This window comes from Streptomyces sp. NBC_01268, assembly GCF_036240795.1.
Classification (GTDB): Bacteria; Actinomycetota; Actinomycetes; order Streptomycetales; family Streptomycetaceae; genus Streptomyces.
Genome location: NZ_CP108454.1, coordinates 95,409 through 117,441, shown reverse-complemented (window position 1 = coordinate 117,441; position 22,033 = coordinate 95,409). Strand labels below are relative to the sequence as shown.

Here is a 22,033-nt window from a genome sequence, read left to right as displayed (position 1 = left end):
TCGGCGGCCCGCAGCACGCGTGCGCGGGTGCTGGCGAGCAGCGCGCCGAGGGCCCCGTCCGGGCGGTGAGGGGCGGACGGCGACCAGACCTGGCGGTAGTCGGCGAGGTCGCGGGCGACCGGGTACCGCAGGCAGCACCAGCGGCCGACCCGGATCGGCGTTGTCGAGCCCGCCGCCCGCGGGCGGCGACAGTGATCGCATACGGTAGGCGTGTGAACGACATGGAAACCGACGTGCTCGGATGGGAGATCATCGGCTGGGACGCCGATGACGAAGCCGCGCACGTCACTTCCCTGGACCGAGTCGAGATCCTGCGGATCAGGGGCCTGTTCCCCGAGCGGGACGACGACTTCCTCGAGACCGCGGTCTACGAGGTGCCGCCCACGCTGTACCCGGCGATGCGCAGTGCCATCCCGCGCCTGGAGTTCCGTGAGGGGCTGGATTACCAGATCGGTGGATTCCTCCGCTCTTCCTGACCTCCCACCCGCCGGGCTTCGCCACCAGGTGCCGCGTCGGCCCCCGACGTGCATCACGACCGAACGGCCGCGTCGGCCCGGCTTCGGTACCTGCCCGCCCTCCGGCTGCACGGCAGGTCTGCGGCGCCCTCATCCCCAACCCGTACTCTGCCGAGCATGGGCGACGCCGCCTCGCCGGCCCCGTCTCGGCGGGTTCTTGGCAGGTTCTGTCATGGTCTGCGGGCTGGTGTGTGGTGGATGGCGGCCACCAGGACGACGGTGATGCTGATGAGCAGGGACCAGGCGCCGAATTTCTCCACGCCGACGGGCTGCCATCCGTGCAGTTGGTACGGGTAGCGCCAGGCGCCGATGTAGGTGGCCAGGTTTTCCGCCAGCCACAGGAAGAAGCCGATCAGGACGAACGAGAGCGCCAGCGGCATCCGCAGGCGGGCGCCGTGGACCGTGAAGTGTGCGGAGGTGCCCGTGGTGACCAGCAGCAGGAGCGCGGCCAGCGGCCAGCGTGCGTCCGGCAGCCAGTGATGGGTGAAGAAGTTGACGTAGATCGCCGCGGCCACCACCGCAGTCGACCGGGGCCGGTAGCGGACCAGCTCCAGCTCGAAGAGGTGCCAAGCCCGGCAGACGTAGCTGCCGACGGCCGCGTACAGGAACCCTCCGTACAGCGGGACGCCGGCGAACTTGAGTACGGCGGGCTCCGGATAGCTCCATGAGCCGAGCGACACTTTCACCAGCTCGAAGGCCAGGCCGATGACATGGCAGACGGCGATGACCGCCACCTCCCGACCGGTCTCCCAGCCGCGCGTCCAAAAGAGCACGGTCAGCAGGACCCCGTACACGACGAGCAGGTCGTAGCGGGCCACCGGAAGCCCGGGGAGCAGGCTGGAGGCCGCCACCCCCGACAGCAGCGCGATCGCGAAGGCGCAGGCACGGGTCTGTCCCCAGGCGAAGGCGAGCAGGCGGCGGCAGGACGTGGTCAGGGTGGCGGCGAACGGCGCTGGGAAGCTCGGCATGGTGCGCTGTAGGACGAGCACGACGGTGGGCGCGGTTGCGGGCGGTGCCACGCGGTCGCGTTCTGCGTGAAACCCGCAGGCCCACCCCACCTGCCCCCGGACCGATCCGCAGGATGCATCGCCCAGCCATGAAACAAAGCGGAGGAGGGCAGCGCACCATGCCGGGCATCATGACCCGGTGACGACGACATGGATGCGCTGCTACTGGGACGAGGAAGCCACGTGGTTCTACTTCGAGGTCGATGCCGAAGGCCGGGTGATGCGGCAGGTCGAACTCGAAGGGCCTGAGCTGACCCCGATCGCAGCTGCTTCCCTCGCCGAGTGGCAGCGGTGCTACGACGCAGGCCGTCTTGACGAGTACGACGGCAGGTACGGGGCCACAGCCTATCTGGCGGTCTCGGAATGGGAAGGCCACGACCCCGAACAACTCACCTCTGAGGAGTTCGAGGAGGTCTGGGGGCGCGCGCGTCGCCACATCGCGGGCACGCCCGGCTGACCGGGGCACACAGGACGGTCAGTTGAACAGCCAGTACTGGTTGGCCTGACTGCCGCAGTCCCACAGCATGACCACAGGGCTGCGCCCCCAGTTGTAGATGTCCGCGCACTGGCCGGGGAAGGCGATGCTTTCGATGCGGGTCGGGCCCGAGAGGGAGTCGATCTTCCAGGCCTGTCCCAGGCCGTTGCCGCAGGAGTTCTGGATGAGTTGCTCTCCGTGGCCCAGGGAGCCGTCGACACAGTACTGGCTGGCGTTGCTCCGGATGTTCCAGCCCCCGCTGGTGCTGTTCCAGGAGACACTCCAGGACTGGTTGCTGCCGCCGTGGCAGTCCCACATCTGGATCCACGGCCCCTTGCCCCAGTCGTAGACGTCCAGGCACTTCCCGGCGGCCTCCGGACTGGCGCTGGTGATCGTGGAGGCCTGGCCGACCTGCGCGACCGCTCCTGCCGGGGACGGTGCGGGCTGTCCGTTCGCGGCGGCCGGCCCGGCGCACAGCACAGACGCGGCCGCAGCGGCCCCGAGGACCGAGCCGATCCGTATGGAAACCTTCATGCGTGGACTCCCGTGGGCGAGCCGTGTCGGTCACCTGACGCTAGGTCCGTGCCGGTGTCAGTTCACAGACGCGTACCGGCCTTTCTTGATCACGACCGGGCGCTCACGGTCCGGCGTCGGCGCCTGTCTTCCGTACAGGTGACTTCCTGCTGCAGATCCGCCTCCAGCTCGGCCGGCACGTCCCCGAAGTGGTTCACCCACTCCCGCAGGACGTACGCGTTCTCCTCCCCGCTGACGACTTCGTGGACATCGGGGGTGACCAGCCTCAGCCGATGCGAGCCGTGCCTGATCCCGGGACAGGACTCCACCGCCGGCGTAGTCGTCCCGGAACTGGCCCGTCTGTCGGGTCGCCCGTCCTCAGACGGGTGGCCGGGGTGGTACCGGGCGTAGTCCAGCCGGGGGCCAAGATGCTCCTGTCGCTGCGCCGCACTTCTCCGGCCGGCGCCGGTGCGCTGCCGGGGCGCGCGCCGCTCCGGCGCCGGCTCGGCGGGCGGTCGTTGTCCCTGACACCCGTCACTTCTTCGGTCGCCTGCGGTGTGCTGTCTCCTCGCCGGCACGCTCGGCGCCCGGTCGATTTCAGGGCTCGCCCCCCGGGGCCTGACGGGTTGCTGCCCCCGGCCGGGCGCAAGGGTGCGCGCCGTCTTCCCGTCGGGCCTGACCTTCTGGCGTCCACGCGTTGTTTGTCGCGATGGTTGGGCCGTTGGTCTGCGTGCGGTCATTCCTCGCCGGAGAATCGCTGCCAGGCGGACTGGCGGGTGATGCCGAGGGTTTCGCCGATCCGCGTCCAGGTCACTTTGCGGCGTCGCAGTTCTTGTACCCACAGGTGGAGGTCGGCCTCGGCCTGTTCGATGCGCGCGGCGACCTGGGGGAGGTGTTTCAGGAGCTCCTCGTCGGTCATCGAGTCCCCTACCGTCGTGCCCTGAGAGGAGTGTTGTCCGAGCGTGTCGGCGACGATCTGCTCCGCCAGGGCGACGCATTCGTCGCAGATGTAGACCCCGGGCCCCGCGACCAGCTTCTTGACGTCGGAGCTGGGCTTCCCGCAGAAGGAGCAGTGCGGGGGGCCCGTAGGCGGGGTGAGTGCCGACATGGGCGTGCTCCCGTGATGGTGTGTCAGGGTCTCCCTGGCAGGCTAGGGCGTCAGGGGGACCCTGACAATCGCAATCGCCAAACAGGCTGTCGCCGGCCTCTCTAGCGGGTGCTGAGTGTGACGCGGACAGGGCCGCGGCGGCTGCCCCGTTGCCCCGCCGCCGGCCTGCCGGGGCTCGCCCGCTGCCGGGCCGCTCTCCCGCCGGGGCCTCGGCCGTCTCTCGCAACCCGCGCCGTGGTCTGCCCGGCCGGGCCTGCGCGCGCTGCCTCCGGACCGAGCCGGGCCCGGTTCTACGCCCCTCGGGGGCGCCGAAGACGTCCCGGGCGGTCAGGTCGCGGTGCCAGCGACGCAGCCGCTCCAGCGACTGCTCCTCCTCTTCCAGCTCGGTGAGGGTGAACTTGCCGATCCGGATCTCCTCGGCGATCTCCTCCTCGAACTTGCCGCAGTCCGCCAGGAACTCGGCCCAGTCCGCCGACCCGGCCGCCGTGAACAGGGCGCGGAAGCGAGCGGCGTCCCCGGGGGCCGCGCCCCGTGGCGCTCGGCGTCACCGCGTGGCCGCCGGCCCTGTCGGTCAGTTCCAGAGCCCGGGCGGTGCCGTCGGGGAAGGCCGGTACGTCCGGCACGGCCCACACGCCCTGGCCGAGGGTCAGGGCTCCGATGCGGCGCAACTCGCGCCAGACGCGGGGAGGGCAGCGAAACGCCCGCGCCAGAAAGGCGCGGGCGTTCGGATGGGCAGGGGTTTCGAGGGTTTCGGCGAGGGTGAGAAGCCGGGCTGCCTGGTCTACGTGGCGGCGACGGCGGTCAGACCCGGGTGCGGACCGCCCGCGGCGTCGGCAAGACTGTCATGGCGAGTCCGCGCGGTACCGCTTCGGCGACGGCGAGGAGGCGTCCCGGCCTGATCTGCGAACCCGCCGCCGAGGTCCGGCACATCGGTGCCGGCGCCGACGACCCTCGCATCCCCTCGTATCCTCGGCATCGGCTGCTCAGCGCCGCGGGTGATCACCACAGTCCACGCATCCTCAGGACGATGGTTCCGGCGAGGCTGAGGCCGGTGCCATAGGCGAGGCCGCGGAGGAATTGCCCGACGGCGGCGTGGCACTGGAGCCGGACGTACTGGCTGAGGCGCTCGTAGGGAGACCCGGTCCGGCGCCTGTGCGAGCGCTTCAGGGTGATCCTTGCTTGCTGCGTGGCCGGGGTCGCCCAGGTCGGCCGTATGGCCCCGAGGGCGGTGTCCCCGCCCACCCCTTCGGCGGTCGTCGACGCGGCACTGGTCAGTATCGGACTGCTCGCAACAGAACTCATGCCTGCTTCAACCGGCCTCACGGCACTGCCGGTGCGGGCGCCCCCTCTGTTTCACCCCTGCTGGAGGGCGTCTTCCCCGACACGGTCGAATTTCCTCACCCATCCGTGGCCACATGCATCCGTCCGTGCTGGAGGCAGCGTCCGGTGGTCAGACGCCGGGCTGCGCGAGTATCAGCCGGAGCTAGGCAGTAGGCGGCTGCGGCGATCGCGGGCCCGAAGTGGGCGCGGGCCCGGTCGAAGGGCGGCTACGAGGCTCGCGCCGGGGCCCCCGCCGGGCCCCCCGCCGAGGCCCCGCCGGGACCCCGAGGACGCCTCCCGGAACTGTCGTCGGCTTTCCCGGGCTGACGGCCCGGCCCGCGCCGCCACTCCCGGGCTAACCTGGTTACGGGCAAGGACAGTTCGGAACCGACCGGCTCCGCATGGAACCGCACCAGGAGGACGGATGCTGGCCGAGCAGGTGACGGCGCTCGCCGGGGCGGGCGCGACCGCTCTGATCGGAGCGATGGCCACCGACCTGTGGCAGGGGGCCCGCGGTGGAGCCGTACGGCTCTTCGGGCGGGGCGGCGAGGCGCGGGGCAGCGCGATCGGGGCCCAGCTCGACGAGGACGCTGCCCTGGTCGGCCGCGCGGATCCGGACGGCGACGCGGACGAGATCCGAGCGGAGCTGCTGCCGGTGTGGCGCCGTCGGCTGATTCTGCTGCTTGAGGAGCACCCCGAATACGAGGCGGACCTGCGGGCACTGGTCGAGAGCGTGCGCGGCGGGCCGGCCGACGGGCAGCAGGTGTGGACGCAGAACAACACCGCGCGCGACCACGGCACCCTCTTCGCCGTCCAGGGCGGCAGCATCCACTACCACCAGGCAAGCGACGGACACGTGCCGGCCCCAGAAAGCATGGACGGCCAGCACAGCCAGGACGGCCGGAACGGCCAGCAAGGCGGGGACAGCCAGCAAGGCGGGGACAGCCAGCACGGCGGGGACGGCCAGCACGGCCGGGACGGCACCGGCGGGGCCCGCTGACCGTGGACCTCCCCGACCAGGTCCATCAGCAGGTCCACGCCGTCGCCGGCTTCGCCTACGGCGCGGTCGGCGCCGACATCCACGTCTTCGGCGACGGCACACCCGTCTACCTCCTCTACGCACGCGACACCCGCGGCTCCGCCGATCCCCTGCGGCGGGACTCGGCCTGGCTGCGCGCCCAGCCCAGCCGCATGCTCGACGCCCGCAGCGAGATCGTGGAGTTCACCGGCCGCGAGGCGGACCTGGCCGGGCTGCGCCAGTGGCGCGACCGGCCCGTCCGGTCGGCCGTGCGGTGGCTGCACGGCCCCGGTGGCGCGGGCAAGTCACGCCTCGCCGCTCGCCTCGCCGCCGAGAGCGCCGAAGCGGGCTGGCTCGTGGTGGACGCCGTGCACGGCACGGACACCTATCCGCCCGCCGAAGGCAGCCAGGACCTTCGCACCGACCACAGGACCGGCGTCCTGCTGCTCGTCGACTACGCCGACCGCTGGCCCGACGCCCATCTGCGGTGGCTCTTCCACAACGGCCTCCTCCTCGGCGAACTCCCCGCCCGGGTCCTCCTCATCGCCCGCTCCGTGCGCCCCTGGCCCGCCCTCCGGGCCCAGCTGACGCGCCAGCGGCGCGCCACCGACCTCTCCGACCAGCCCCTGGGCCCGCTCTCCGGCCGACAGGGCGGCGAACGCCTCCGCATGTTCGAGGCCGCAGGCCGCAGCTTCGCCTCCCATTACCCCGACCCCACCGCCCTGGCCGCGCTGCGTCCGCCGTACGAGGACCTCGCCCGTCCCGACTTCGGGCTGACCCTCGCCGTCCACATGGCCGCCCTCGTCGCCGTCGACGCCCGCGCCGCCGGCCGGGAGCCGCCGTCCGACCTCACCGGCATGACCGCGTACCTCCTCGACCGCGAACACGAGAACTGGCGCCGGCCGCCCGGCGAGCACGACGCCGCCGGGCAGCCGGCAGTCCGGTTGCCCGGGGGCCACGACCGGTACGCCGTCGACCTCGCGCGGACCGTCTTCACCGCCGTCCTCACCGGCCCGATGCGCCGCGCCGACGCCCGCCCGTTGCTGGACCGTCTCCTCCTGCGCACCCCCGTGGACGGCCTCCTGAGCGCTCACGCCGAGCGCTACCCGCCCACCGACCCGGCGGCCGCCCACGTGCTCGAACCGATGCTCCCCGACCGGCTCGCCGAGGACTACCTGGCCCTGACCCTCCCGGGTAGCCCCGTCAGCGGCTATCCCACCGATCTGTGGTCCGTGACCGCCGTCGCCCGCATCCTGCGGCGCGAGACCGGGAACGCGCCCGCCTGGACCCCCCGCTCCCTCACCTTCCTCCTCGCCGCGGCCGAGCGCTGGCCACACATCGGCCCCGACGTCCTCTTCCCGCTGTTGCGCCGCGACCCGGCCCTCGCCGTCCGGGGCGGCGACGCCGTACTGGCCGCGATCGCCGCCCTCGACTTCGTGGACCCCGACGTCCTCGAGGCCATCGCCCCCCTGGTGCCGCGGGGAGACGTACGCATGGGTGCCGGGGCGGGGGAACTCGCCGCCCGGATCACCACCCGCCGGCTCCAGCGAGCCGAGCACCCGGCGGAGCGCTCCCGCCTCCACGCCGAGCTCTCCTCCGCCCACCTCAGGGCGGACCGCCGCGCCGAGGCGCTCCCGCACATGGAGGAGGCCGTACGCCTCGCCCGGGAGGCCGCCGCGCAGGACCCGGCACACCTGCCCGACTACGCGGACGCCCTTCTCAACCTGGGTGGTCTGTTCATCGGCGAGATCCCGGGAGGGCGGCGGGCCGCCCTCTTGGAGGAGGCGATCACGCTGCTGCGGGCGGAGGCGGAAAGGGGGGCCGAGGAGGGGCAGCAGGGCGAGGAGGACGACGAGGAGCGACTGCGGCGACCTGGCGCCGTCCTGGGCTCTCTGGGCATCGCGCACACCAGGCTGGCCGTCGCCCGCTGGGAGACCGGGGACCTGGCGCAGGCGCACGCCTCCCTCGCGGAGGCCCATCAGGCCTTCGCGGACCTGCTGGACCAGGACCCCTTCCGCTGGTGGTCCATGTCCTCCGACGTGGGCCTCGTGCAGACGATCAGGGGAGCCCTGCTGACGACCGAGGGCCGCCCACAGGAGGCGATCGAAGGCGCCGCGGTCGTGGTGGCGAACGCGCGCCAGATGGCCGAGTTCAGCCCCGCCTTTCACGGGCGTGACCTGGCTCATTCCCTCTCTCTGCAGAGCACTCACCTGTGGGCGGCCGGCCGCCGTGTCGAAGCCGTCGGCGCACTGCTGGAGGCGCTCCACCTCTACCGCCAGCTCGCCGCGGTCAGCCCCGGTCACCGGGACGCCCTGCCCGGCCGGATCGACGAGGCTGCGGACCGGCTCATCGCGCTGGACCGGCACACCGAGGCGGCCGCGCTCGTCGAGGAGGTCCTCGCACTCCAGCGGGAGCGCCTGGCCGTCCTCGGGCCCGAGCCGGGCGAAGCCGCCGAGGCCGCGTTCATCGCCATCCACAAGGCCCGGCACTACCTGCGCGGGCGGCGCGGCGCCGACCGGCTGCCCTGGGGCGGGCCGGCCGAGATCGACGCGGAGGCCGAGCGGCTGGTACGGGCCGCCGACCCGCGGGGCCTGTGGGACCTCCTGCGCGCGGTCCCCGCCCCCGACGCGGTCAGGATCGCCCACGCCCACGGCCCCGACCACTGGGCCCCTCCCGAGGACGGGCCCGCCCGGTCGGCCGCGCTGCGGCTCGCCGCCCGGAGCCGGCGGCCGCACGCCGTCGACCGGGCCGCCCGGGCCGCGGCCGCGCGGGCGGTGTGGCGGCTGCCCCGCACCGGCGCTCTCGGCGCACCGGAGCGGGTCTCGTTCGCGCCCGGGCAGCAGCCGGTGATGGCGTGGGAGACGTACCGTCCGGGCAAGGAGCGCCGCCGCGGCGAGCACGCCACCCGCATCGACGTGTACGACCTCGCCGGCCGCTCGCTCCTCTGGTCGGCCGACCACGTCAGGACGGGGACCGATCCGGTGGCCTGCCTCGGGCCCGATGCCGTCCTCGCTGTGCGCACGGGCAGGCTCTGGGGCCAGATCGAGCTCGTCCTGTACCGGCCTGGCGGACGGATGGAGGTCCTTTCGAGCGATCCCACCCTCATGGAGGCCCGGATCTTCGCGACGGCCGGCGGGTTCGTGATCCTGCCGTGGGGTGCGTCCGTCGCCCTGGTCGCGGAGCCGGGCCGGCCGGTGCGTGAGGTCCGCCTGGTCGACCTCGGACTGGTCCAGAACTGCACCACCTACGCCGTCGACCCGACCGGGCAGCGGGTCCTGCTCGCGGGCGGCGAACGCGTGGTCCTGACCGACGCCGGGCTTGAGCCGTTGTCCGCCCGCTCTTGGTGGCGGGTGCCGGAAGGGCACGGTGAGGTGGATGCCGCGGTGTTCCTGTCGCCGGACGAGGTGGTCACCTCCGCGTCGACCGGCGGCGTCTGGCTGTTCGAGCAGGAGGCCGACCGGACCCTGGTGACCGCCATGTCCGACTCCCCCCGCATGGACCACCTGTTCGCGGTGCCGGCGTGGCGGGTGCTCGGCGGCGGGGCGGCGGGGGAGGAGACCGTGCACACCTTCGACGCCGTGGACCTCGCCCCGGTGCCGACCCCGCGGCCGCTCGCGGGGACCTCCGGGCGCAGGCCCCGGACGGTCACCGCCTCACCGGGAGGCCGGTACGTGGTCCACGGCGACGAGGTGCACGACCTCGGCCTCCCGCTCTCCTTCGCCGGGCGGCCGGTCGCCTCGCTGACCCCCGCCGACCGGGCGGCACTCGGCACCTTCCTCGACGGCGGCGCCGCGGCGCCCGCGGCCGTCCGCGAGCTGCTCGGACTCGTACGGGACCTCGCGTCCGCCGACTGACCACCGCCACCGGAGCGAGGAGAGTGACCGCGTTGTTCCGCAAGAAGGGCGCCCAGGACACCCCGGCCGATCCGCCGGGCCCCGCCGAGCCCGCGGGCCCCGCCGAGCCGGGCGGCCCGGCCGAGGCCGACGCTCCCGCGGAGCCGGAGCCCCTCGACCTCCGGCTGGACGAGCACCACGACACCCCCGCGTTGCACCTGACGCCCGACTTGATCACGCAGTGGCACGCAGAGCTCGCGGAGATGGAGCGCGACCTGGGCCCGGGACACGAGGACGTGCTGCTGACGCGCAACAACTACGCGATGCTGCTGGGCTCCTGGGCCGCCGCGGCCCCGCCGGGCGACACGCGGATGGCCGACCGGGTGCTCGCCCTGCTGGAGGTGAACCTGGGCTACCAGGAGGCCTCACTGGGTCCGGACCACCGCGCCACACTGAGCACCTGCCAGTCCATCGGACACACCCATCTGACCGCGGGCCGGCCAGAGCTCGCCATCCCGTACCTCGAACGGGTCCTGGAGGGCCGCAAGCACGACGAGGCCCGCGACGACGAGGCCACGCTGACCGCCCGCGAGAAGCTGTCGGACGCCTGCGCCGCGGCCGGGATGACCGACCGGGCCATCGCCCTGCTGGAGGAGACGGTGGCGGTCAGTGAGAGGCTGCTCCCGCCGGGGGCCGAGACGGTGCGGAACCGCAAGGCCAAGCTGTTCGACGCCCACCGCGACGCGGGCCGACGGGCCGAGGCCATCGCCCTGTGCCAGGAGATCATCAGGGACAGCGAGCGCTTCTACGGCGCGCACCACCTCGACACCTACGTCTGGATCGACAACCTCGCCCACCTCCACCACGACGAACAGGACCTGGAGGCGGCCATCGCCTGCTACGAGCGGGCCATCGCGGGCCTCGAGCAGATCCACGGCCCGGACAGCGAGGCCATCTCCTACCGCTACCACAACCTCGCCATCGCCCACCTGGACGGCGGCCACCCCGACCGGGCCATTCCCCACCTGGAGGAGGCCCTCGCGGCGTGCGAGCACTCCTTCGGCGCCGACCACGGAAGGACCCTGGACGCCCTCGTCTACCTGGTCAACGTCCTCGACCGGGCAGGCCGGATCGCCGAGGCCGTCGAGGCGACCGAACGGCTCGTCGCCGCCCTGCTGCGCGTCGGAGGCCCCGACCACCCCGGACTCCCCGAGGTGCGCGGCCACCTGGAGGAGCTGAAGCGGTCGCTCCGATAGGCCCCACCGGGCCTCTCCGCCCGTCACCGCCAGGCCGGCGCCGCAGTCGACGGCCCCCCGCCCGTCAGCCGAGTCGCCAACCGTGCGGGTCCCTACGTCTAGACCGTGTCCGACGTGACGCCGAGCAGCTCCGCCACCGCGGTGAGCGTCGCCCCCAGGGGGAGCGCGACCCGGGTGACCGCATGGGCGTCCCCTCGGGTCGGGTCCCGGTTGACGATCAGTACCGGCTTCTCCGACTCGGCCGCCTGGCGGACGAAGCGGAGCCCCGACATCACCGTCAGCGAGGAGCCGAGCACCAGCAACGAGGCGGCCTCGCGGACCAGCCGACGGCAGTGCTCGACGCGATCCGGCGGGACGTTCTCCCCGAAGAACACCACGTCCGGCTTGAGGACCCCGCCGCAGTCCACGCAGGGCAGCACCCGGAAGTCCGCGACCTGCTCGTCGGTGAGGTCGGCGTCACCGTCGGGGTTGATCCCGGCAGCCACCGGCGCGAAGCCGGGGTTGGCCTCCTCCAGCCGCCGGGCCAGCTCGCGGCGCGGGCTGCGGGCACCGCACGCGAGGCACACGACCCGCTCCAGGCTGCCGTGAAGCTCCACGACCCCGTCGCTGCCCGCAGCCTGGTGCAGGTTGTCCACGTTCTGCGTGATGACCCCCGACAGCAGGCCACGGCGGCCGAACGCGGCAACGGCCCGGTGCCCGGCGTTGGGACGGGCCCTGCCGAAGGTACGCCAGCCGAGGTGGCTGCGCGCCCAGTACCGGCGCCGGGCGTTCGGAGCGGCGAGGAAGTCCTGATAGGTCATCGGGGTGTGCCGGCTCAGGCTGCCGCCCTCGCCCCGGTAGTCGGGGATCCCCGACTCCGTGGAGATCCCCGCCCCGCTCAGCACCAGCACCCCGCCCCGACGCAGCGCGTCCGCGATCGGCCGCGGATCAGTGGTGCCCGGCGGCAGATCGGCGGGCGGGGTCCAGGAGAGCGTCGGGCGCATACGCATGCTGCCAGGGTACGGACGCCGAACCCGGAACACCGCAACCCGCCCCGCTGGAGCGTCGGGGTGCCCTACACGACGACCGTGGACGGACTGCTCACGGCCAGCGCCCCTTGGGTGTACGTGCCCACGTGAGACGGCTACCTCCAGGCGCTGGCACGCTGACGCCGCCCCGGGCCCCGGTGTCGGCGCGCCGACGTCCGGTCATCGAAGCACCGATCGCCGCCGCGCCGGCCCGGGTGGCAGCCGACCGGCCAGCCCCCGCCGAAGGCACCACCCCGCAACTGCTGCTGACCCCGCGTTCGCACCGCTCGCGGAAGTCCATGGGTGGAGAGACGCCGAGGCCCGGAACCCGGGGTCGTGGCGGCCCCCACCAGCCCGCGGTTGTCCGCGCCACACCGGGCTGAGGCCTTGTCTCATGCTGGACGGGCTCGCCCTGGCAAGCTGGTCTCCCTCCCGGGTGACGGCCGGCGAACCCATGGGGGAGTCATGAGCCCCCGCGATCTCCACGGCCTCGGCCGTGCGAGATCCCCTCATGGGGGCAGGAAGGCAGTCAGGCGTACATGGCACCTCATGAGGCAGAACAGGGCGGGCATCGCACCGGTCTCACCGTGACCGCAGCCGCGTTCGCCTTTCTCGTTCTCCGGCTCTTCGCCGTGTCCGGCTACAACTGGCACACGGCTTTCGCCGTGCTCCACACGCTGGACCTGGACGACACGATCGGCTTGGTTCTCGGCACCGTCATGGCCGAGTCCCTCGCGGCGGTCCTGGTCCTCGCCCTCCTCGTACCCATCGCCGCCCTACGGACGATCATGGAACTACGGAGGATGCGAGGGGCCGGGAGCCGCCCGGGTCCGGAGGCGGGAGTGCCCGAGCGGCCGGACATGACGGGCGCGGTGCTCCTCCTCGTCGCCGTCGTGGCCGTCATCGCGTACGTCGGGACCTACCGCAGCTGGTGGCTGCCGGTGCTCGTGCTCGTGGCCGGCGGGCTGGTCTTCGGGATCGGCTACGGCCTCAGCGTCGGCGGTCGGGTCAAGCAGGGTGCCCTGTGGGCCAGCCGCCACCTGGTGGCGCTGGTCGGTCTGGCCATGCTGATCGGGGCCGCGACGATCACCACCCCGTGGCTGCCACTGGAGCGGATCGACCTGCTCGACGGGACACGGCTGCGGGCCTTCGTCCTGGCAGCCGAACCAGGCTTCCTCAAGGTGCTGACCGAGCAGGACCGGGAGTTCCACATCCTCACGGACCGAGACGTCACCTCGCGGGAGGAAATCGCGGCCCACTGAGGCCGGTCGGCCCGGCGACCTGGAGGCGCGCGCCCGGTACGTCGAAGTCCGGTGGCGGTTCCTGCGAGACCAACCCGGTCAGGCGCCGGCCGGCGCCGAATGCGTCCTGGCCCTCGACGACTCCCGCATGCCCCGCCGCATCCACGCGGCCGGCCCCTGGCACCCCGGACGTCCGCCCGCTGACCAGCCGTTCGCCGTCGAGTTGGGCCTCTCGGCCTTCGTGCTGTGCCGCGGGAAGGCTCGTCGACCCGCGGAGTGTTGGCCTGCTGTGGCCGTAGTGCCGACGCCCGTCCGCCCACCGCGCTGGGCGCCTCCGCGGCGCCCGCGGGCCGGGCCTGTCCGCGTCCGCAACGGTCGGCCGGGCCGTACAGCGTCGTGTGCGCCTCGGGGTTCATGGACGACTCCTTGGGCGCGATGCGGGGTGACGGCCCGGTCCTCACCGCGCGACCCGGGCCGGTCTGAGCGGCCCGCTCATCTCCTGGTGGCTCCGTACTCACCCACCCAGGCCGCGACCGCAGCGTAGTCGGCCTCCGTCAGGCCTCTTTGCGGGTCGATGCGGTGGAGGAGGGCGGGGGCCGTATGACATGTGGTGACCCAGTCCCGGTCGGCCCGGGTGATCTCGTCGTCGAGCCAGACATACCGACGTCCGGCAGCCCAGGCGGCCAGGGCCCGCGTCTTCCAGTGCAGGCCCGCCGCCCCCCCCGCGCCCGGCTCCTGTTCCTCGTCCGGCCAGTGCACGACTGGCAGCCGTTCGAGTTTGAGCCGCGGGGCGAGGACGTCGTTCGCCTCGTCGGTCCAGGTGGTCGCCCAGACCAGCTCGCAGCCCAGCGCTGTCAGGCGCCGCCCGTGGGCGGGGTCCACGCGGCGGAGGAGTGGATGGGCGTCCGGGGGCGGCTCGGGGGCGTACGCAGGGTGCGGGCCAGGGCCGCCGAAAGGAATCAGAGGACCGTCCACGTCAAGGAAAAGCAAAGGCCGCATGCCCTCAGCCTGCCACGAGACCCCTGCCCCGCACCTGCGCCGGTCTTTCGGTCTCTCGCCGATCGTCCGCAATGGATCCTTTCTCGCTGTCCTTGCCGCATGATGCCCCCTGGTACCCCGCCGAAGGCGATGCCGGGCAGGGCTGGGGATACGGGCTGGGGATACGGGATGGCGGGCCGGGGCGTCCTTCCCTCGGCCGAACGTCGCCGACGGGCCCTCCCGGCGGGTTCGTGGCCGGAGCGCGGCAGGGAGGGGCGCGCTCTCTGTCCGCTCCGCCCTGTCAGCCTCCTCTGCCCACCCTGACGAGTTGTGCGTCATATCAGGTTCGGGCGGCGGGGCCGAGCCGAACTGGTCGCACAGCTCGGCGACGGTGCGGCGCGCGCTGGGCGGGGAGAGAGATGGACAAGCCTGGCCGAGCCGACCGGTGGCCACGCGGACCGCACCTGGGTCCGGCGCATGCGCGGGATGGTGATGTGCCACGACGACCGACGGGGTGTCGGTGGGGCAGTCGATAATGCCGGGCATGGCAGATCGCAGTCCGGTGCTCCGGATCATCACCTCAGCCGCGCGCGACTCCCTGAAACCGCTCGGCCTGGTCCAGCGCGGACGGTCACGGTTGTGGAGAACGTGACCCGCGCTGAGGGAGAGGTTCTCAGCCCTGTCGGACGTCGCCCGGTATCCCAGGAGAAAGCGCGTGATCTTCACTCGATCGCGGCAGATCACGACGCCGTGACCGCCTGGGTCACACGAACCGTCAACTCCTGCCGGAGCAAGCTGGGACTGGATCCCATGCCGTTGGCGATCAGCTGAACGGATCCGCTCATCGAGCGACAGAGCGGTCAGGCACGGTGAGACACCCTCTTGGGGCGTCAGGCGGGATGTGCGACCGCGTCCTTCTGCAGCTGAGTCGCGGCCAGCAGGCTCAGCCTCGGCTCGGCCTGGCGCAGTGCTTTGAGTGCCGCGATCGAGGCGATGTCCTCGGTGAATTCGACGGCGGCGAGCCGTGTGCGCACCCACCCCGCTCGCAGCGCGGCCTCGGGAACTGCGGCGGCGGCCTCGGCCAAAGCGAGCGCACGCCGCAGCCCCGGTCGCTCGGCAGGGGTCGCTTCGGCCAGGGTGTCCCGCAGGGCGGATGCGATCGTGTCCGCCTCCCGGATCAGGAGGACGGCGTCGGTCTTCTTGTCCCAGCTCAGGAATCCGGTCATACCGATCATGCTCGGGTGCTTGCGCCGCTCAGGGCAAGAGATGTGAGGGTGTGCTGAGGTAGCCGGGTCCGGAGACGCAGATGACCATGACGGTGGTGTCGGGCAGGGCCGCGCGGTGTGCGGGGTCTCGGTCGTCAGTCCCAGGCGTTGATGAGTGCGCCGCCCAGCGTGGTGATGCCGTAGGAACGAATGTGACGCCACTCGTTCCGCGTGAGCATCGAGGTGTCGATGTCCGAGAGAGGCGTGGCGAGCAGCTCATCGCTGAGAACCGCGAAGCCTGCCTCCGTGAAGTGGGAGGACCACGAGGGAAGGGGGACGAACTCCTCCGCGTACCAGGTCCGGCGTTCTTGAGCGAAGGCTATCCAGGGGTGGTGGGCGTGACACAGAACGACGTGCTCGCGCGTGCGGTCGACGACCGAGGCGGTGTGGAAGGTCAGGGGGTACTCCTGGACCTGGATCTCGCCGACCTGGCCTTCGACGGCTCGGGCAGCGGCGTGCAGGGCGCCTCGGAAGGCCCGTAGATCGGTTTCCGGAACGGGGCCGTCCTTCGGCACGAGAAAGCCCGTCGCGCCCCGCGGCAGTGCGAAGCCGGTGTTCCCCTCATTGACCATGGCTCTCATTGTGGTCGCCGTCGTCGGTGAACAGCCGGCTCGGACGCTGTCTCGGTCGCCCGCGAACTCCGCGAACTCCGCGGACTCCGCAGATGCGGGGGATCTGGAACGGCAGCGATGGCCGCTGCGCGATGGCGCGCACGCGTCGCCTCCACGGGCTGGGCATCGGCGGGGCTGAGGAGTCGCAGGACGGGCCCGGACGACTGGACCGGGCGGGCGGTCCAGGCTCCCGCCGTAGTCCACGCCCCCGCGTGATCATGGCCTTGACCTGCGGATTTCGTACGAGTCACCGGCGTGAACAGTGGGCGAACCCCTGGCGCGACGGGTTTCGGAGGCGCCGTGCAACGCCTTAGCGTCCCCGCCATGTCCGACTTCTCACGCCGTAAGGTCCTCGGCACCCTCGCCGCGGGCTCCGCGCTCTCCGTCCTGCCGCCCTCCCTCCTGACGGCCATGGCCGCCCCCATGCCGCGCGGTGGCCTCCGGGCCGTCGAGCACGTCATCGTGCTGATGCAGGAGAACCGTTCCTTCGACAACTACTTCGGCACCCTCAGAGGCGTCCGCGGCTTCGGCGACCGGAGAGCACTGCGACTGCCCGACGGCGCGAGCGTGTTCGAGCAGCCCCGCTCCGGCGGGCCCGCCGTCCTGCCGTTCTCCGCGCGGCAGGCGGCCGTCGACGCCGGACGGCCCGAGAGCGACATCCAGTACCTCGGCTCGCTGCCGCACGGCTTCGCCGACGGGGTGCAGGCCCGCGCGAACGGCTGGTGGAACGACTGGATCGCGGCCAAGGGGCAGAGCACCATGGCCCACTACGACCGGCGCGACATCCCCCTCCAGTACGAACTCGCCGACCGCTTCACGATCTGCGACGCCTACCACTGCTCCGTCTTCGGCTCCACGAACCCCAACCGCAACTTCCTGTGGACCGGCACGACCGGGTTCGAACCCAACGGCGGGGGCCGGGCCGTCACCAACGCCGCGTACTCCTACAGCCACGCCGGCTACGACTGGACCACCTACCCGGAGCGCCTGGAGGCCGCCGGGGTGTCCTGGCAGATCTACCAGGAGTGGGACAACTTCACCGACAACGCGGTGGAGTACTTCAAGCCGTGGAAGCGGATCGGCCGGAAGATCCTCACCGCCGCCGGGTTCTCCTACGCCACGACCGAGGAGTTCTACGACAAGCTGTGGGCGAAGAGCGCCGGCGAGCGCCAGGCCGACCTGGCCCGGTTCCGTACCGCGGTCGACGCCCTCCCCGAAGACGAGCGTCGGCTGTTCCTCCGCGGCGCGCACCGCTCCGAACCGGGCACCCTGCTCACCCGGATCAAGGCCGACATCAAGGCCGGGACCCTCCCGAAGGTCAGCTGGGTGGTGCCCACGGCCGCGCTGTCCGAACACCCCAGCTCCTCCACGCCCGTCGGCAGCGCCGGCCTCGTCTACGACCTGCTGGACGCCATCGCCTCGGACCCCAAGACCTGGTCGAAGACCGCGCTGTTCATCAACTTCGACGAGAACGACGGCTACTTCGACCACGTCCCCGCCCCCACCGCCCCCAGGCCGGACACCGGCGACGGAGACGACTGGGTGAGCGGCCGTCCCGTCGGCCCCGGCCCGCGCGTCCCGATGACCGTCGTATCCCCCTGGACGGTCGGCGGGTTCGTGAACTCCGAGCTCTTCGACCACACCTCGGTGATCCGGTTCCTGGAGAAGTGGACCGGGGTCCAGGAACCCAACATCAGCGCCTGGCGGCGCAGCGTCTTCGGTGACCTGACCTCCGCGTTCGACTTCGACCGTAGCTACCGGCAGCCCGAGGTGAAGCAGCCCGGCGCGGTCCCGGCGCCGATCGGACGCTGGAACCCGGTGCCGCCCGCGACCCAGGAGCGGCCCGTCCAGGAGCACGGCGTCCGCCCCACACGACCCTCCCCGTACCGGCTCTCGCTGCGTGCCACCGTCACCGACACCGAGGTGCGGCTGGGGCTCGGCAACGAAGGGCGGCGGACCGCCGCGATCACCGCGTACCCGGGGGACGGGACCGCCCCGCGGACCTGGACCGTCGCCGGCCGGGACAGCACCACCGGAAGCCTCCCGTACGGCCCCGAGGGCTACGACCTTCAGGTGCACGGGCCCGGCTGGGCGCTGTGGGAACTGCGCGGCGCGGGTACCGGCGCCGAGGCGCATGTGGTGGAGCGTGCCCACGCCCGCAGCGTGGACGTGGAATGCAGCAACCCGTCGAAGCGGACTCGGACGCTCCTGGTGGGGGAGTCCACCCACCGGAGGCGCGGCGAGGGCGGCGTGCAGACCGTCAGGCTGGCGCCCGGTCGGAAGCGGACCGTGTCCGTACCGCTCGCCCGGCACGGCTGGTACGACATCGTGGTGCTCGACCAGGACGACCCGCGCTTCCTGCGCCGGATGTCCGGCCGGCCCGCGGACAGCGGACCGGGCAGCACCGACCCGGCGATCGGGACAGGGTCGGCGCTGAGCGCGGCGCTCACCCTGCCGGAGCCGCTGCCTCCGCTGACCGCCCCGTTCGTGCAGGGCAGTCCCGCCGACGTGGTGGTGCGCGTACGCAATGAGGAGACGGGACGGCTCAGGGACCTCGCGGTGTCCCTGCTGGCACCGGCCGGCTGGACGGTGAAATCCTCCGGGCCGGCCCCGCGGAGCCTGTCCGGCGGCGGATCGGCCGACCTGCGGTTCACCGTCACCCCCGCGGCGGACGCCACCGCCGCCACGCTCACCGTCGCCGCCCGCGCCGAGGGCGACGGACTGCTGCGGATCGCGGATGCCCGGGTCCGGGCCGAGGTCGCCCGCGCGGTGAGCCTCACCCTGACCGCGCCGGCGAGTTCGCCCGGCACCGACGGCTGCGCGCTGTACCCGCAGAAGCCGCTGGCCGTGACCGCGACCGTCACCAACGCGGGGAGCGCTCCGCTCACCGCGCTGTCGGCGGCGCTGGCCGTACCGGACGGGTGGCGTGCCGAGGCGACCGCCGGCACCCCGGCCTCGGTCCCGGCCCGTACGTCGGTGAAGGTGGTCTGGGAGGTCACGGCCCCGGCATCGGCGGCCCGCACCTCGGCGACGCTGAAGGCGACCATCGGAGCGCGCACCGCGGGCGGCGCGGCGGTGGAGCAGGCCGGGTCGCTGGCCACCCGGGTGGGCCCGGTGATGACCGGCTACCTGATGGCCGAGGACTTCGAGTCCCTCACCGACCGGCTGGCCCCGGCCACCGACCTGAGCCGTCCGGGGCTGAAGGGCTGGACGCGGACCGCACCCGAGGGGTGGACGGTCACCAACGCGGCCGGGATGCCGAAGGGCACGGAGGAGCTCAACGGCTGGTCGTTCCTGTCCCGGCAGTTCTGGTTCCCGGCCGGCCAGGAACGCTCGGCGTTCGGCCGGTCCCTGGGCATCGTCGCCGTCGCCGACCCGGACGACTGGGACGACACGGGCAGCCCGTCCAGCCGTGGCACCTTCGATTCGACGCTGACGACGCCTGCGGTCGTGATCCCGGCGGGGACCGAGACCCTGTACCTGGGCTTCGACTCCCACTACCGGCAGGAGAGCCCGCAGGAGGCGGAGGTGACCGTGGTCTTCGACACCGGCGCCACCTCTCGGGTGCTGCACTACTCCAGCGCGGCGTCGGGGAACACCAACGGCGGCCGCGACCAGCAGAACCGTCTCGTCACCGCCTCCTTCCCGGTGCCGGCCGACGCGCGCTCGGTGAAGGTGGGCTTCCGGATCCACCACGCGGGCAACAACTGGTTCTGGGCGGTGGACAACATCAGGCTGAGCGCCTTCCCCGTCACCGACGCCTGACCGACCCTGGGCCTCTCCGGCTGGGCCCCGGACACCGGGGGCCAGCCGGGCCGTCACCTCCGCGGCGAGCACCGGCCCGCTACCGAGCCCGCCGGCGTCCACTGCGCTCCAGGACGCCGACGGGGCGGGTGCCCCAGGACGTCGGCCTCCGGCATCGCCAGGCCCGTAGTGGGCAGTTCGGTCTCACCTGCCGTCACGCTGCCGACGGCGGAAGAATCCGTAGAGCGCCCGCTACGGCCCGTACCCCGCGGCCAGATCCCTCCAGAGGGTGGGCGGATCGCGTCAGCTGAACTTTCGTCAGCGCGCTGTCCGTGTCCCCGCCTCACCGGCTCCGAGTTCCGTCCGGTGGGGCCGGAACAGCTCAGCTGTCGCCCGACGGCAGGTTCTCCTTGATCTTGGCGATGGCGAAGCCCCAGCCCTGGGACACCGTCGGCTTGCCCGGCACGGCCACCTCTGCCGGATTGGTCAGCACGTCCAGGAGGACCGGGCCCGGGAGCGCGAGCGCCCGGCGTACGGCCTCGTCGAGCTCCGCCGGGTCGGTGACGCGGATGCCCGTCAGTCCGAGGGCCTCGGCCACCGCGGCGAAGTCGGGGTTGTCGAGGACCGTCCCGAACTCGGGGAGCCCGGCCTGTTCCTGCTCCAGCTTGACCATGCCGAGGCGGCGGTTGTCGAAGACGACCAGCTTGACCGGCAGGCGCTCGGACCGGATCGTCATGAGGTCGCCCAGCAGCATGCTCAGGCCGCCGTCGCCGCACAGGGCGACGACCTGGCGTTCGGGTGCCCACAGTTGGGCGCCGATGGCCTGCGGCATCGCGTTGGCCATGGAGCCCAGGTTGTACGAACCGATCAGCCGGCGGCCGCCGCGCATCCGGACGAAACGCGACAGCCAGACGGTGGCCATTCCGGTGTCCGAGGTGAAGATCGCGTCGTCGGCCGCGTGCCGGTCCACCGCCGCCACCAGGGCCTCCGGGCGGATCTCCTCGACCCGGTTGTCGAACATCGCCCGCACCCGCCCGAGCAGGCGTCGGTCATGGGCGGGATCGGCCAAGCCCGCCTGACCCTCCTCCCACCGCAGGAACCGCTCGCGTGCCTCGTCCAGGTGGGCCCGCGAGCCGACCGTGTCGAGCAGCGGCAACAGGGCTCGCAGCGTCGCGCCGACGTCCCCGGCGAGTCCGACGTCGACCGGTACGCGGCGGCCGAGGTGTTCCTCGCGGACGTCGATCTGCACGACGCGGCAGTCCTCCGGGTACCACTCGCGGTAGGGGAAGTCGGTACCCAGCATGATCAAGGTGTCGCAGGTGTCCAGGGCGTGGGCGGCGGCCGGGTTGCCGATCAGGCCGGTCTGCCCGACCTCGTACGGGTTGTCAGCTTCGAAGCCCTCCTTGCCCTTGAGCGTGAGCACCATGGGCGCGGAGAGGAGCCGGGCCGCGCGCAGTACCTCCTCGCGGGCGCCTCGGGCGCCGCGTCCGACGAGCAGGGTGATCCGGGAACCGGCGGCGATCGCCTCGGCGGCCTCGGCCAGGGCCGGGTCGTCGGGGCGGGTCACGGCAGGACGGGGCAGGGCGAACCGCGTCGGCCGGTCCTCCTCCACCTTCCGGTCGCCGACGTCCCCGGGCACGGTCAGCACCGCAACGCCCCGGCGGGTCACGGCCGCCCGCACCGCGGACTCCAGCAGCCTCGGCATCTGCGCGGGGGACGTCACGGTGGCCCGGTACACGGCCACGTCCCGGAACAGGAGGTCGTTGTCGACTTCCTGGAAGTAGTCGCCGCCCACCTCCGACAGCGGTACCTGGCCGCAGACGGCCAGGACCGGGGCGCCGCTCTTGGCGGCGTCGTACAGACCGTTGAGCAGGTGGACCGAGCCGGGCCCCACGGTGCCCATGCAGACCGCGAGCCGGCCCGACAGCTGCGCCTGTGCGCCGGCGGCGAACGCCGCCGCCTCCTCGTGCCGGAAGCCTGTCCACTCGATGCCGTCGGTGGTCCGGATGGCGTCCGTCAGGGGGTTGAGGGCGTCGCCGACGACGCCGAAGACGTGCTCCACGCCGAGGTCCGCGAGACCGTCGACGATCACTTGGGCGACGGTACGGGTCATGAGGTCTCCCTTGTCGAGAAGGAACGTCG

At 72.7% G+C, this 22,033-nt stretch carries 15 protein-coding genes and 1 pseudogene; 7 read left to right on the top strand and 9 right to left on the bottom strand.

Annotated features, from left to right (window positions below; genetic code table 11):
• Positions 1 to 212 precede the first annotated feature (212 nt).
• A complete protein-coding gene (locus OG309_RS00525; protein WP_329428751.1) occupies positions 213 to 476 on the top strand; it encodes a hypothetical protein in 264 nt (87 codons plus the stop codon).
• Positions 477 to 685: 209 nt separating this feature from the next.
• On the opposite strand, the gene OG309_RS00520 is transcribed toward OG309_RS00525, so the two are convergent.
• The gene (locus OG309_RS00520) at positions 686 to 1,483 is read right to left on the bottom strand and encodes a DUF817 domain-containing protein (protein WP_329428062.1); all 798 of its coding nucleotides are present in this window, start codon (positions 1,481 to 1,483) and stop codon (positions 686 to 688) included.
• Positions 1,484 to 1,676: 193 nt separating this feature from the next.
• Between OG309_RS00520 and OG309_RS00515 the strand changes: the two genes are divergently transcribed.
• Positions 1,677 to 1,979, top strand: coding sequence for a hypothetical protein (locus OG309_RS00515; protein WP_329428060.1), 303 nt, complete (start codon positions 1,677 to 1,679; stop codon positions 1,977 to 1,979).
• Positions 1,980 to 1,997: 18 nt separating this feature from the next.
• Here the strand turns inward: OG309_RS00515 and OG309_RS00510 are convergent, their stop codons facing one another.
• The 3 genes and pseudogenes from OG309_RS00510 to OG309_RS00500 form a co-directional block, all read right to left on the bottom strand.
• Positions 1,998 to 2,531, bottom strand: coding sequence for an RICIN domain-containing protein (locus OG309_RS00510; RefSeq protein ID WP_329417235.1), 534 nt, complete (start codon positions 2,529 to 2,531; stop codon positions 1,998 to 2,000).
• 715 nt (positions 2,532 to 3,246) lie between these two features.
• Positions 3,247 to 3,618: a ClpX C4-type zinc finger protein gene (locus tag OG309_RS00505; RefSeq protein WP_329417233.1), complete on the bottom strand. Its 372-nt coding sequence runs from the start codon at positions 3,616 to 3,618 to the stop codon at positions 3,247 to 3,249.
• Between the two features lie 346 nt (positions 3,619 to 3,964).
• Positions 3,965 to 4,111, bottom strand: a pseudogene (locus OG309_RS00500) (Chromate resistance protein ChrB); the annotation flags it as partial.
• A gap of 1,251 nt (positions 4,112 to 5,362) precedes the next feature.
• Here OG309_RS00500 and OG309_RS00495 point away from each other — a divergent pair.
• Genes OG309_RS00495 through OG309_RS00485 form a run of 3 tightly spaced genes read left to right on the top strand, consistent with a single transcriptional unit; the run spans position 5,363 to position 11,045 of the window.
• Entirely contained in the window at positions 5,363 to 5,938 is a 576-nt protein-coding gene (locus OG309_RS00495; RefSeq protein ID WP_329417231.1) for a hypothetical protein, read from the top strand.
• 2 nt (positions 5,939 to 5,940) lie between these two features.
• Positions 5,941 to 9,810, top strand: a complete 3,870-nt coding sequence (locus OG309_RS00490; protein ID WP_329417229.1) for an ATP-binding protein — start codon at positions 5,941 to 5,943, stop codon at positions 9,808 to 9,810.
• Between the two features lie 23 nt (positions 9,811 to 9,833).
• Positions 9,834 to 11,045, top strand: coding sequence for a tetratricopeptide repeat protein (locus OG309_RS00485; protein WP_329417227.1), 1,212 nt, complete (start codon positions 9,834 to 9,836; stop codon positions 11,043 to 11,045).
• Positions 11,046 to 11,143: 98 nt separating this feature from the next.
• Here the strand turns inward: OG309_RS00485 and OG309_RS00480 are convergent, their stop codons facing one another.
• On the bottom strand, positions 11,144 to 12,034 hold the full coding sequence (locus tag OG309_RS00480) for an NAD-dependent protein deacetylase (RefSeq protein ID WP_329417225.1): 891 nt from the start codon (positions 12,032 to 12,034) through the stop codon (positions 11,144 to 11,146).
• Positions 12,035 to 12,639: 605 nt separating this feature from the next.
• On the opposite strand from OG309_RS00480, the gene OG309_RS00475 reads away from it, so the two are divergent.
• A complete protein-coding gene (locus OG309_RS00475) occupies positions 12,640 to 13,314 on the top strand; it encodes a hypothetical protein (protein WP_329417223.1) in 675 nt (224 codons plus the stop codon).
• A 471-nt stretch (positions 13,315 to 13,785) separates the two neighbouring features.
• Here the strand turns inward: OG309_RS00475 and OG309_RS00470 are convergent, their stop codons facing one another.
• The 3 genes from OG309_RS00470 to OG309_RS00460 all read right to left on the bottom strand — a co-directional run bounded on the left by OG309_RS00470 (position 13,786) and on the right by OG309_RS00460 (position 16,108).
• Positions 13,786 to 14,292, bottom strand: coding sequence for an HAD domain-containing protein (locus tag OG309_RS00470; protein ID WP_329417221.1), 507 nt, complete (start codon positions 14,290 to 14,292; stop codon positions 13,786 to 13,788).
• An 869-nt stretch (positions 14,293 to 15,161) separates the two neighbouring features.
• Positions 15,162 to 15,497: a hypothetical protein gene (locus OG309_RS00465; protein ID WP_329417219.1), complete on the bottom strand. Its 336-nt coding sequence runs from the start codon at positions 15,495 to 15,497 to the stop codon at positions 15,162 to 15,164.
• 134 nt (positions 15,498 to 15,631) lie between these two features.
• Positions 15,632 to 16,108, bottom strand: a complete 477-nt coding sequence (locus OG309_RS00460) for a hypothetical protein (RefSeq protein WP_329417217.1) — start codon at positions 16,106 to 16,108, stop codon at positions 15,632 to 15,634.
• A gap of 363 nt (positions 16,109 to 16,471) precedes the next feature.
• Here OG309_RS00460 and OG309_RS00455 point away from each other — a divergent pair, with 363 nt between their 5' ends.
• Entirely contained in the window at positions 16,472 to 19,912 is a 3,441-nt protein-coding gene (locus OG309_RS00455; protein WP_329417215.1) for a phosphocholine-specific phospholipase C, read from the top strand.
• Positions 19,913 to 20,273: 361 nt separating this feature from the next.
• Here OG309_RS00455 and OG309_RS00450 read toward each other — a convergent pair whose 3' ends face one another.
• Positions 20,274 to 22,004, bottom strand: a complete 1,731-nt coding sequence (locus tag OG309_RS00450) for a thiamine pyrophosphate-dependent enzyme (protein ID WP_329417214.1) — start codon at positions 22,002 to 22,004, stop codon at positions 20,274 to 20,276.
• Positions 22,005 to 22,033 lie beyond the last annotated feature (29 nt).

What these genes read in the sequence shown, in the direction of transcription:
- OG309_RS00520 (WP_329428062.1), bottom strand. Translation starts at nt 1,483, where the DNA reads ATGCCGAGCTTCCCAGCGCCGTTCGCCGCCACCCTGACCACGTCCTGC.
- OG309_RS00515 (WP_329428060.1), top strand. Translation starts at nt 1,677, where the DNA reads ATGCGCTGCTACTGGGACGAGGAAGCCACGTGGTTCTACTTCGAGGTC.
- OG309_RS00510 (WP_329417235.1), bottom strand. Translation starts at nt 2,531, where the DNA reads ATGAAGGTTTCCATACGGATCGGCTCGGTCCTCGGGGCCGCTGCGGCC.
- OG309_RS00505 (WP_329417233.1), bottom strand. Translation starts at nt 3,618, where the DNA reads ATGTCGGCACTCACCCCGCCTACGGGCCCCCCGCACTGCTCCTTCTGC.
- OG309_RS00495 (WP_329417231.1), top strand. Translation starts at nt 5,363, where the DNA reads ATGCTGGCCGAGCAGGTGACGGCGCTCGCCGGGGCGGGCGCGACCGCT.
- OG309_RS00480 (WP_329417225.1), bottom strand. Translation starts at nt 12,034, where the DNA reads ATGCGTATGCGCCCGACGCTCTCCTGGACCCCGCCCGCCGATCTGCCG.
- OG309_RS00470 (WP_329417221.1), bottom strand. Translation starts at nt 14,292, where the DNA reads ATGCGGCCTTTGCTTTTCCTTGACGTGGACGGTCCTCTGATTCCTTTC.
- OG309_RS00465 (WP_329417219.1), bottom strand. Translation starts at nt 15,497, where the DNA reads ATGACCGGATTCCTGAGCTGGGACAAGAAGACCGACGCCGTCCTCCTG.
- OG309_RS00460 (WP_329417217.1), bottom strand. Translation starts at nt 16,108, where the DNA reads ATGGTCAATGAGGGGAACACCGGCTTCGCACTGCCGCGGGGCGCGACG.
- OG309_RS00455 (WP_329417215.1), top strand. Translation starts at nt 16,472, where the DNA reads ATGTCCGACTTCTCACGCCGTAAGGTCCTCGGCACCCTCGCCGCGGGC.
- OG309_RS00450 (WP_329417214.1), bottom strand. Translation starts at nt 22,004, where the DNA reads ATGACCCGTACCGTCGCCCAAGTGATCGTCGACGGTCTCGCGGACCTC.